Annotated in this window: 8 protein-coding genes and 1 pseudogene; 5 read left to right on the top strand and 4 right to left on the bottom strand. The window is 42.6% G+C overall.

The features are described 5' to 3' along the window. From ACKI5B_RS00505 to ACKI5B_RS00490, 4 genes and pseudogenes are all read right to left on the bottom strand, one after another. Positions 1-231: YggT family protein (locus ACKI5B_RS00505; RefSeq protein WP_407424994.1), on the bottom strand; the 231-nt coding region annotated here is incomplete at its 3' end. 153 nt (positions 232-384) lie between these two features. Next, positions 385-4,098 carry a DNA polymerase III subunit alpha gene (gene dnaE / locus ACKI5B_RS00500; RefSeq protein WP_407424993.1) on the bottom strand — a complete coding sequence of 1,238 codons (3,714 nt, stop codon included), beginning with the start codon at positions 4,096-4,098 and terminating at the stop codon, positions 385-387. Between the two features lie 83 nt (positions 4,099-4,181). Beyond that, positions 4,182-4,985 (bottom strand): annotated as a pseudogene (locus tag ACKI5B_RS00495) (methyl-accepting chemotaxis protein); the annotation flags it as partial. Beyond that, on the bottom strand, positions 4,979-5,389 hold the full coding sequence (locus tag ACKI5B_RS00490; protein WP_407424992.1) for a cache domain-containing protein: 411 nt from the start codon (positions 5,387-5,389) through the stop codon (positions 4,979-4,981). The pseudogene ACKI5B_RS00495 and the gene ACKI5B_RS00490, both read right to left, overlap by 7 nt. Positions 5,390-5,438: 49 nt before the next feature. On the opposite strand from ACKI5B_RS00490, the gene ACKI5B_RS00485 reads away from it, so the two are divergent. From ACKI5B_RS00485 to ACKI5B_RS00465, 5 genes are all read left to right on the top strand, one after another. Next, positions 5,439-6,179 carry an AzlC family ABC transporter permease gene (locus ACKI5B_RS00485; protein WP_407424991.1) on the top strand — a complete coding sequence of 247 codons (741 nt, stop codon included), beginning with the start codon at positions 5,439-5,441 and terminating at the stop codon, positions 6,177-6,179. Continuing rightward, a complete protein-coding gene (locus ACKI5B_RS00480) occupies positions 6,176-6,532 on the top strand; it encodes a branched-chain amino acid transporter permease (protein ID WP_407424990.1) in 357 nt (118 codons plus the stop codon). Before ACKI5B_RS00485 ends, ACKI5B_RS00480 begins: the two co-directional genes overlap by 4 nt. A gap of 40 nt (positions 6,533-6,572) precedes the next feature. Then, positions 6,573-7,649 (top strand): peptide chain release factor 1, encoded by a 1,077-nt coding sequence (gene prfA / locus ACKI5B_RS00475; RefSeq protein ID WP_407424989.1) that lies wholly within the window; start codon positions 6,573-6,575, stop codon positions 7,647-7,649. Next, a complete protein-coding gene (prmC, locus tag ACKI5B_RS00470) occupies positions 7,649-8,575 on the top strand; it encodes a peptide chain release factor N(5)-glutamine methyltransferase (protein WP_407424988.1) in 927 nt (308 codons plus the stop codon). Before prfA ends, prmC begins: the two co-directional genes overlap by 1 nt. A gap of 90 nt (positions 8,576-8,665) precedes the next feature. After that, on the top strand, positions 8,666-11,375 hold a 2,710-nt coding region (locus ACKI5B_RS00465; RefSeq protein WP_407424987.1), incomplete at its 3' end, for a BadF/BadG/BcrA/BcrD ATPase family protein.

The raw sequence follows: 11,375 nt of genomic DNA, 5'->3' as shown, positions 1-11,375 counted from the left end.
CTGAAGAGCCATTAAAACACAAAGGGCAATCGCCGGTGTAAAATCAAATGCCGAAAAACGCAGAAACCTGAATCGGCGGAAAATATTAAGATACGGATCACAAATCTGTGAAAGCACTGCGCCGAATCTGGAATATTCTACCCCGGGAAACCAGGAAAGCATTACCCTGATAAAGCATAAAATTGTATAAATCAAAACGACGGATGTTAAAATTGAAAACAAATTTACCATATCTAAAATATACTGATTAAAACCAAAAAAGACAAAGGAAAAAGTACAGAGGCCTTACCAGAAAGCTGCTTTAATCCCTTCTAATGCTCTCCAAAATCTGGACGACAGATTGACCAGTTTCAAGGATAAGCCAAACTCCTTAAAAATACCTGCCTACACCATCCACACATCTTTTACGAAAGGAATTGCCTTTAAATCTTCGGCAAATTCTTTCGTAGCAGGTGCCGTAAGCTGATTTGAAGCCTTAACGATATAAGTGTCTTTTTCGGTATCCAGGTGGAAATAGACTGAGCATGTTCCGCTGGCACCAAAAAGATATTCTTTAAGGTTAAAAATCTGCCTTTCATCAGCAAAATTTGAATCCAGCTGAATGTGAACTTCTTCAATTGCCTTTTCCTGAAGAGTTTTTGGGTCTTCGATTGAATCAACAATCATGGAAGGCTGCTCGCGGCTTGAATCGATTTTGCCTTTAAAAGCGTAGATTTTATCGTTTTCGACCTTACCTTTTAATTCCGCCCAGGTTTTCGGGAAGAATGTAAGGTCAAATGAGCCGTTGTAGTCCTGAAGTTTTGCAAAAGCCATCTGATCGCCTTTTTTGGTGTTTATCTGCCGAAGTTCCATAACCATACCGACAGCAGTATGAACTCTTCCGGCATTTTTTGCCTTCCATGCGTTTCCGCCGTTTGCAGCAATAACAGCATCTTTTTCGGCTTTGTCATCTTTTGCAACACGGGCGATATTGAGTGAATTTACACTCGCCTTATCGTAAGCTTTTTTGTAATCGTCCAAAGGATGACCTGAAACATAACAGCCAATCAGCTCTTTTTCCATGTTGAGCTTTTCGAGAGTAGAACAGTCTTCAACCTGCTCAAAAACGAAATCGGCATATTCTTTTTCGTCAGTGTCGCCGAAAAGAGAAAGCTGACCGTCATCTGCACCAAAGGCAATTTTTTCGGCATAGGCGTAGGCACGGTCAAGATTTGAAATTAAAGTCGGACGGTTCTGGTCAAGATGGTCAAATCCGCCGCACTTTATGAGAACTTCGACTGCTTTTTTGTTGATTGCAGTCTGCCGCATTGATTTTCCTTCTTCTTCGCCGCGTTCTTCACCTGGAATTTCTTTTACGGAAATTACACGCGTTAAAAAGTCCATAAAATCTTTATATGGACCGTTTGCTTCGCGCTCATAAACGATGGCACGGGCCGCCCTGTCACCCATTCCCTTGATTCCCTTAAAACCAAAAACAATGTGACCGTCAACAACGTCAAAAACAGCGTCAGAACGGTTTACATCAGGAGGATCTACAGGAACTCCGATTCTGCGTGCTTCTGCAATGTAAGCAGGCAAACCGTCGGTAGAAGTAATTTCGTTTGTAAGGTTTGCCGCCATGAATTCAGCAGGCTTATTTGCTTTAAGCCATCCTGTGCGGTAAGCAAGAACAGAATAAGCTGCCGCATGAGATTTGTTAAAACCGTAACCGGCAAATGGAATCATAATTTCGAAGATGTCTTCGGCGTGCTTTGCTTCAAAGCCCTGCGCAACAGCCCCTTCAACAAATTCCTTTTTTTTGCCCATCATGACTTCAGGCTTTTTTTTACCCATAGCACGACGGAGCATATCAGCACCACCGAGAGAGAATCCCGCAATTTTCTGGGAAACCTGCATAATCTGTTCCTGATAGACCATAACACCGTAAGTTTCCTTTAGAATCGGCTCAAGGCAAGGGTCAGGATAATGAATTGTTTCCGGCTTCCATTTTCCGTCGATGTAGTTTGGAATGTAATCCATAGGACCGGGACGGTAAAGAGCGTTTAAGGCAACTAAGTCCTCGAGTTTTTCCGGCTGGAACTGACGTAAAATTTTCTGCATGCCCGGAGATTCAAACTGGAAGACCGCTGCAGAGTCCCCCCGCTTAAACAGTTCGAAGGTTTTCGGGTCAGTTTCGCTTACCTTTGCACACAAAAAGTCAGGCTCGCCGGGCTTTTTATGCTTGTTTACGATATCTTCTGCATAACGGATGAGGGAAAGTGTTTTTAGACCAAGATAGTCGAATTTTACAAGACCGCACGGCTCGATAATGTCCATTGTGTACTGAACGCCGACTTTGCCCGTTTTGGAATCCATAAAAACCGGGGCCCAGTTCGGCAGTTCCGTAAGGCCGATTACCATTCCCGAAGCGTGAAGACCTGTGTTTCTTTTACAGCCTTCAAGTTTTAATGCAAGGTCAAAAAGTTTTTCATAGCGCGGGTCGTGCCTGAATTCTGCAAGCTGACCGCCGTCAGGGAATTTTTCGTTAGGCGGCTCAAAACAGTTTTTAAGCTTAGTCTTTAAGTTTTCAGAAACTTTAGATTTAAGCATATTGACTTCAGAAAGCGGAATACCAAGAGTACGTCCTACATCAGCAATACAGTTTTTGGGCTTTAACGTACCAAACGTAACGATGTGACCGACCTTTTTGTCTCCGTACAAATCGCGCGTGTGCTGGATGATGTCCTGACGATAGTCGAAATCCATATCAACGTCGAAGTCCGGCATGGAAACTCGCTCAGGATTCAAAAATCGTTCGAAAATCAGTTTGTAGCGGAAAGGGTCAATGTCCGTAATTGTAAGGCAGTATGCAACCAGACTTCCCGCGCCCGAACCTCGCCCAGGTCCAATCGGCATGTAAGGTTTCGGCCGGTTGTTTACGTTGTCGTAAGTTGATTTTGACCAGTTGATGAATTCCCATACGATAAGGAAGTAGCCGGAAAAGCCCATCTTTAAGATGATTCCCATTTCGTATTCGCACCGCTGGCGGATTTCAGGAGTAATTTCTTTATAGCGCATGCGAAGCCCCTTTTCGACGAGGTGACGCATATAGTCATCCTGATTTTTTGCGTAATCTTCACCGTGAGTCTGGAATTCTTCTGGCAAAGCAAATCGCGGCAGTGTGCCTTTAAGTTCCATCGTTTTGTACTGATGAATCGTAAGGTTACACATATTCGCAATTTTTATTGTGTTATCATAAGCTTCCGGGCAGTCCGGGAACAAAAGCCGCATTTCTTCTTCGGTCTTAAAGTACCATTCGTGATGCTCGCCACCCATTGTCTGATGAGGCTCGTTCATGTTCTTTTTAAAACCGATACAGCGAAGACAATCCTGAGCTTCCCAGTCTTCTTTTTCTATGTAGTGAATATCGTTTGTTACGACAAGCGGAATATCGAGCTCGTGAGCAAGAGCAATCAATTTTTTATTTACGATTTTCTGGTCTTCAAGCCCGTGATCCTGAAGCTCAATGTAATAATGGTCAGGACCAAAGAGATTTTTATACTTTAATGCAAGTTCTTTTGCTTCTTCGTCCTTGTTTGCAAGCAGAAGCTGGGGAAGTTCACCTGCAATACAGGCAGAAAGACAGATTAATCCTTCGTGATATTTTTCCAGAAGTTCAAAATCGATTCGAGGCTTGTACCAGGTACCTTCAGTGTAAGCAATCGAAGAAAGCCAGCTCATATTTTTGTAGCCGGTTTCATTTTCGCAAAGAAGAATTAAGTGGAAGTAGCGGGCCTGTCTGTCTCCGTCTTCGCCTTTGTGAGAGTATGGAACAGAGTTTTTTTCAAGGTGAGAGCCGAATGCGACATAAAATTCTTCGCCTACAATCGGGTTGATTCCGTTTACATGGCACAGATGCTCAAAATTGAGCGCACCGAACATATTGCCGTGGTCAGTGAGTGCAAGGGCCGGCATATTAAGACGCTTTGCCTTTGCAACGAGAGCATCAAGAGTTGCACAAGAGTCAAGTAAAGAATAATCCGAGTGAACATGAAGATGAACAAAATTACTGACCGGTGTTCCTTCCGGAGCCGCATCAAATACGTGGTAGTCTGCCATTTTTACCTCTCAGATATTATCTTAGCATAAAAAAAAAGTTCCTCACAGATGTGAGGAACAGAAAAGCAAAAATATTACACTGGTTATACCTTAAATTTATCTACCTGCTCACCAATCTTATTGATTGAATCATTAATCTGATTTGAAACACCACTCAATGCAGCCCCTGTTTCGTTGATTTTGCGGGCACCGATTGACATTTCTTCCATGCTCTGGGTCATTGCCATTGTTGCATTCTGCAGAAGCTGAACTTCTTTCAAAATCATCTGGTTTCCTTCCTGCATTTCAGAAGAAGCATTGCGGACTTCCACAGTGCTGTCATTCATATTATGAAGAGCTTCTGTAATCTGATGTGAACCTTCATTCTGTTCTTCCATGGCAGCCTTAATCTGCATGACAAGGGCATCAGTTTCTTCAAGTTTGCGGGATACACTTTCAAAAGCAATGCTTGATTCACTTGAAGCAGAAACAACCTGATTGATTGAATCTTTTATATTGTTGAGCTGGTCACCGATTGTTTTTGACTGTACAGAAGAGGTTTCTGAAAGTTTACGGATTTCATCTGCTACGACCGCAAATCCCTTACCTGCTTCTCCGGCGTGTGCCGCTTCGATTGCCGCATTCATTGCAAGAAGATTTGTCTGACTTGCAATTGAAGCGATTGCAACGTTTGCTTCCTGAAGCATCTGTGACTGGGTTTCAATTTCTGTAATGCGGTCATTAACTGCCTTCTGCTTTGAAATACCTGTCTGAGAATTGGCACGAAGATCGTTGAATGATGTCGCCATTTTTTCCATAGACATATTTACAGAAGAAATATTTCCAATCATCTGCTCTACTGCCGCACTTGCCTGTGTAACACCGGAAGACTGAGCCTCAATCATTTGTATATATTTTTAATTGAATCAACGAATTCTCCGTCAACCATACTGAAAGTTCCGATAACTGATCCTACAACACTCGAACCGCTTTTAATCGGATATGCATATACTAAACTGTAATCATAAAGCTCTGTAGATTCGTAGGTGTATTCTTTTTCACCGTTCAGGGCAGCTTTTACCGCATGAGAGTTTGAAAGATCAGTACCAAAACGGCCGTTTCCTCCAACAACACGACCTGATTCATCTGTAACAAGAAGATAGTCGATATCAAGAACTTTTTTCTGCTCAACCGCAAGGCTGTTAGCCGTATCAAAATCATTATTTGCAAGAGCAGCTGCAAGACGGGTTTTGTCTGCAAGAACAAGAGTGGAATACTCAAGCTGGTACCGCCAGTTATCAAGAGTATCCATTTTATACATTATTATTGAAGAAACTCTTGTTTAATGCTAAGTTTTTATTATGCTTGATTCGTCAAATTTCAAAAGAGCACTCAAACTTACAATGCCGGTCTTTTTCGGCTACATTGCAATTGGCATTCCTTTTGGTCTTATGGTTGTGAATGCTGGTTTTTCATGGTGGCTGGCAGTCTTAATGAGTCTTTTGATTTATTCCGGAACCGGTCAGTATATCGGAATTGCACTTTTTTCATCAGGCTTAGTAAATGCCGATTCTTTTTTTACTTCCCTTCTCACATTTACAGGCATCGAATTTTTTATCGGATTAAGGCACGTTTTTTATTCACTTTCTTTAGTTGAACTTTACAGAAATACAGGCAGATGGAAATTTCCACTCATATTCACTGTAACCGATGAAACTTTTGCTTTAGTCACTTCATGTAATATTCCTAAAGATGCAGACAAAGGTGCTTATCTTGGAGTTATTTCTGTTTTCGATTATTCATACTGGGTACTTGGAACTTTAATCGGAGCCATTGCAGGAAATTTTATTCCGGACGGATATTTAAACGGCGTTGATTTTGCCTTAACTTCTCTTTTTATAGTTCTGATGATAAATCAGATTAAAGCCAGTAAAGATTTTCTACCATCAATTGCAGGTATACTCACAACAATTTTTGCGACAGTTCTTTCTTACATAAAGATTAACGGTCATGCAATTCTGCCAAAACAGCACTTGATTCTGACCGGCTTGTGTCTTGGAATTGCCGTAATGATTCTACTTCGCGGGAGCAAATCAAAATGAAACTAACCTCAGAAGAAGCTCTTATAGCAACACTTGTAATCGGAATAATGATGTTTCTGCTCAGATTTCTTCCTTTTCTGATTTTTGCAAAACGAAAGACACCGGCTTTTTTCTCGTTTGCAGAAAAATTTATTCCGGCGGTTTCAATTGCAGTTCTTTTTACAATATGTTTTAAAGAACGTACAACAGACCTGATTTTTTTAAGCTCAAATCCCGTTATGGAACTTCCTTCATTTTTTTCTGCAATTGCAGCAGGTTTAATTACAGTTTTTCTTCATCTCTGGAAAAACAATGCCATGATAAGTATTTTTGGCGGTACAATTATTTACATGCTTTTAAACTATTTATTTTGATTCATTTGTATAAATCATAAAAATCTGCTACATTATCCGCATGGATTTATTGAAGAAACTCAAAGAATTAGACGCCCGTTTTGTTGAAGTAAACGAGCTTGTACAGGACCCGAATTTAGTAAAAGACCAGAAAAAATACAAAGATGTAATGCGTGAACACGGTCATTTAACAGCCGTACTTGAAGTTGGAAATGAATACCGGAAGTGTCTTCAGGGAATCGAAGATGCAAAAATGATGATTACAGCCGAAGATGATGCCGAAATGAAGGAAATGGCACGCGAAGAGCTCAAAGAACTCGAAGAAAAGGCTCCTCAGCTTGAAGAAGAAATTAAACTCAAACTCATTCCGCCGGATCCTCTCGATGAAAAAAACATTATCCTCGAAATCCGTTCTGCTGCAGGCGGTGACGAAGCAAGCCTTTTTGTACGCGATATGTGGGAAATGTACATTCACCTGTGCGAACGCAAAGGCTGGAAGTACGAAAATGTCGAAGCTCAGGAAACAGAAGTCGGCGGCTTCAACAAAATCGTCACTCAGATTACAGGTAAATTCGTTTACGGAACATTGCGCTGGGAAAGTGGCGTTCACCGGGTTCAGCGGGTTCCTGCAACAGAAAGCCAGGGACGATTGCAGACTTCTACAGTCACAGTTGCAGTTCTGCCGGAAGCCGAAGAAGCCGACATAAAAATCAATCCGGGAGACGTACGTGTTGATGTAATGCGTGCAGGTGGACCTGGCGGTCAGTGTGTCAACACAACTGACTCAGCAGTCCGCTTAACTCACATTCCGACTGGAATCGTTGTAATTCAGCAGGACCAGAAATCTCAGATTAAAAACAAAGAAAAAGCATGGGAAGTTCTTCGTGCGCGCCTCTTCGATTTTGAGCAGAGTAAGCTTGATGCAGAGCGTTCTTCTGCACGCCGAAGCATGGTTGGAAACGGCGACCGTTCAGAAAAAATCCGTACTTACAATTATCCTCAGGACCGCGTAACGGATCACCGCATTAACCTTTCGCTCCACAATCTGCCCGGCTTTATGATGGGTAATATGGACGAAATGCTCGACGCTCTTAACGTTTACGCAAAAGAAGAAGAATTTAAAGCACTTGATGCGTAATGACCGTCCAGGAAGCTAAACTTTACGGAAAATCAAATCTTTCTGTTTCTCCAACGCCGGTACTCGATACAGATGTGCTTTTACAGCATATTACCGGCCTGGACAAAACGCATCTTCTTCTGGAGCGTGCAAGAAAGCTTTTACCAGAACAGGAAACGGCTTTTTTGGCAGCGATTGAAAAGCGTAAGACAGGCTTACCTGTTGCATACATTACAGGCCACAAGGAATTTTTCGGTCTGGATTTTTATGTCACACCTGATGTTCTCATTCCAAAGCCTGATACCGAGCTTTTAGTTGAACTTGCGCTGGATGCCCTGGAAGATAAATTCCGTGCAAATACAGAAAAAATTCCGACCGTATGCGATATGTGTACAGGAAGCGGCTGCGTGGGGCTGTCGATTCTAAAGACTCTGGCAGATAAGTCAAAAGATTCAGAAGAAAATAAATTCTCAACTTTCAATTTTCAACTTTCAATTTCATTGGTTGATATCAGTGAAAAAGCGCTCGATGTAGCAAGAATAAATGCGAAACGCTTAATTCCCGATTTCACTCCTCATTTTGTGCATTCAAATCTTTTCGAAAATATTCCTAATTCATTCGACCTTATCGTTACAAATCCGCCTTATGTTCCGCATACAGAATCGCTCGAACTTTTAAAAGACGGCCGCAGCGAACCGCTTTTAGCTTTGGACGGCGATATTGATGAATATGGTGAATACGATTTTACCGAAGACGGTCTTTCTTTAATCCGAAGGCTTGTTCCTCAATGCTATGGGCATTTAAATCGAAACGGAGTGCTTATAATGGAAACCGGCGAATACAATGCCGAAGAAACAGCTGAACTTTTTAAGAAAGCCGGCTTCCGTAATGTAAAAATTGAATATGACATGAATGAAATGATGAGAGATGTTACTGGCGTGAAATAAAAACTTAGGTTGATTTCTTCTTATTAAAAAGCTATTATAATAATCTGCAATTAATTTACATTGCAGTTCACTTTTTAAAGAGGATTTTCAATGGAAACAGTAAATACAGTATTCACACCAGCAGTTACACCAGTCCGAATCGGTATTGATGTCGGTTCTACTACGGTTAAGGTAGTTTGTCTGGACGAAAACGATAAAATGATTTACGGTGACTATCAGCGCCACCGAGCCGATATCCGCAATACAATCATCACTGTTGTAACACAGGCTTTGAACGAGGTCGAAAAAGTCGTAAAGCTTGGAGATAAGCATACTGTTTCTGTAAAAGTCACAGGTTCAGGCGGTCTTTCTGTCTCTCAGTGGCTCAATATTCCTTTCATTCAGGAAGTTGTTGCGGCTACTACTGCCGTTAAAAAACTCATTCCTCAGACTGATGTTGTAATCGAACTTGGCGGTGAAGATGCCAAAATCACATATTTTACAGGCGGCGTAGAACAGCGAATGAACGGTACCTGTGCAGGCGGTACAGGTGCATTCATCGACCAGATGGCAGCTTTGCTTGAAACAGATGCTCCGGGCTTGAACAAACTTGCTGCAGGCTGCCAGCAGATTTATCCGATTGCTGCCCGATGCGGTGTATTTGCAAAAACAGACGTTCAGCCGCTTATTAACGAAGGAGCAAGGCGTGAAGACATTGCAGCTTCTATTTTCCAGGCGGTCGTAAACCAGACAATTTCAGGTCTTGCATGCGGTAAGCCAATCCGCGGTCACGTAGCATTTTTGGGCGGCCCATTGCACTTTTTAGACCAGCTCCGTGTACGCTTTATTGAAACTCTCAAACTCAAAGATGACGAAATCATCGTTCCTGAAGACAGTCAGCTTTTCGTTGCAGCAGGTTCAGCTTTCTCTGCAGAAAAGGTATGCAATCCGCTTTCGTCTTCAATGCCAAAAGCATTCCCTACAATCAAAGATTTCCGTGATTCACTTAAAAATCTTGAGGGAGCCGAGCTTAACGAAGTTCAGCGCTTAGACCCTCTCTTTGTTGACGAAGATGATCTGGCTCAGTTCCGTGCCCGCCACGGTGAAGACAAGGCAAAACGCGGCGATTTGAACGCAGAGCACGGCCCTCTTTTTCTTGGTCTTGATGCAGGTTCAACTACAACAAAAGCTGTTCTTGTAAACAAAAAAGGCGAAATTCTGTGGGATTTCTACGATGTAAATGCCGGAAACCCTGTAGACCTTGCTGTCCGCGTTCTCAAAGACTTGTATAAAATTTTACCGAAAGACTGCTATATTGCACGTGCCGTTTCTACAGGTTACGGTGAAGCTCTCTTCCAGGCCGCTCTCGGCGTTGATGCCGGTGAAGTCGAAACTATCACTCACTACCGTGCTGCCGAATTCTTCGTTCCGGGCGTTGAATTCCTTCTGGATATCGGCGGTCAGGACATGAAGTGTCTCCGTATGAAAGACGGTGCAATCACTTCAATTCAGCTCAACGAAGCCTGTTCTGCTGGTTGTGGTTCATTCCTTGCAAACTTTGCAAACTCAATGAATCTTGACATCAAAGAGTTCTCAAAACGCGCACTTCTTGCAAAAAAACCGGTTGATTTGGGAAGCCGCTGTACTGTATTTATGAACAGCCGCGTAAAACAGGCTCAGAAAGAAGGTGCTACAATCGACGACATTTCAGCAGGTCTTTCTTATTCAGTTATCAAAAACGCACTTTTCAAAGTAATCAAACTCCGCCGTGCTTCAGAAATCGGCACAAAAGTCGTAGTTCAGGGCGGAACTTTCTATAACGATGCAGTTTTGCGCGCATTCGAAAAAATTGCCGGCGTAAACGTATTCCGTCCTGATGTTGCAGGTCTTATGGGAGCTTACGGTTCGGCACTCATCGCTTACGATCAGTGGTGTGATTTAACCGCTCCAAAGCCAGGTCAGGAAGCAGGCTGGGTTCCGCCGAAAATCGTTTCAAACATCGCAACTCTCGAACAGCTTGAACAGTTCAAAGTAGACCTTGAACTTACCCGATGCGGCGGCTGTCAGAATAACTGTCTTCTTACAATCAACACATTCACTACAGGCGGCCAGAAACGCCAGTTTATTACAGGTAACCGCTGTGAAAAGGGCCTGGAACGTCATCAGCTTAAAGACGAAAACGCAAAAACAGTTGACGGCTCAAACAAAGCAAATACAGGCGTTGAATCTACAGGCTTTGAACTTCCGAACCTCTTTGACTGGAAATACAAACGCCTTTTCAACCACTACATTCCGCTCAAGCCGGAAGATGCTCCGATGGGTTCTGTCGGAATCCCGCGCGTCTTGAACATGTACGAAAATTACCCATTGTGGTTTACAATGTTTACAAAGCTCGGCTTCCAGGTAAAAACCTCACCTCGTTCAAGCCGAATGATTTACGAGCGCGGTATCGATTCAATTCCATCAGAATCAGTCTGCTATCCTGCAAAAATTTCGCACGGACACATGGAATCGCTTCTCAAAATGGGCTGCAAATTCATTTTCTATCCGTGTATTCCTTATGAAAAACTCGAAGACAAGGGGGCTGGGAACCACTATAACTGCCCTGTCGTAACTTCATATCCGGAAGTTTTAAAGCACAATCTCGATTCAATCAACGAAGCAAACGATCTGCTTTTCATGAATCCGTTCCTTCCGATTTACGATTTGCCTCGTTTGCGTGAACGCGTTTATGAAGAACTTCACAAGCATTTCCCAAGCCTTACAAAAGAACAGGTTTTTGCCGCTGTCGATGAAGGCTGGAAAGAGCAGGAACAGTTTA

It is taken from the genome of Treponema sp. (assembly GCF_045657965.1).
Classification (GTDB): Bacteria; Spirochaetota; Spirochaetia; order Treponematales; family Treponemataceae; genus Treponema_D.
This window is presented reverse-complemented; position numbering and strand designations above follow the sequence as displayed.

What these genes read in the sequence shown, in the direction of transcription:
- ACKI5B_RS00480 (WP_407424990.1), top strand. Translation starts at nt 6,176, where the DNA reads ATGAAACTAACCTCAGAAGAAGCTCTTATAGCAACACTTGTAATCGGA.
- dnaE (WP_407424993.1), bottom strand. Translation starts at nt 4,098, where the DNA reads ATGGCAGACTACCACGTATTTGATGCGGCTCCGGAAGGAACACCGGTC.
- prfA (WP_407424989.1), top strand. Translation starts at nt 6,573, where the DNA reads ATGGATTTATTGAAGAAACTCAAAGAATTAGACGCCCGTTTTGTTGAA.
- ACKI5B_RS00485 (WP_407424991.1), top strand. Translation starts at nt 5,439, where the DNA reads ATGCTTGATTCGTCAAATTTCAAAAGAGCACTCAAACTTACAATGCCG.
- ACKI5B_RS00490 (WP_407424992.1), bottom strand. Translation starts at nt 5,389, where the DNA reads ATGGATACTCTTGATAACTGGCGGTACCAGCTTGAGTATTCCACTCTT.
- prmC (WP_407424988.1), top strand. Translation starts at nt 7,649, where the DNA reads ATGACCGTCCAGGAAGCTAAACTTTACGGAAAATCAAATCTTTCTGTT.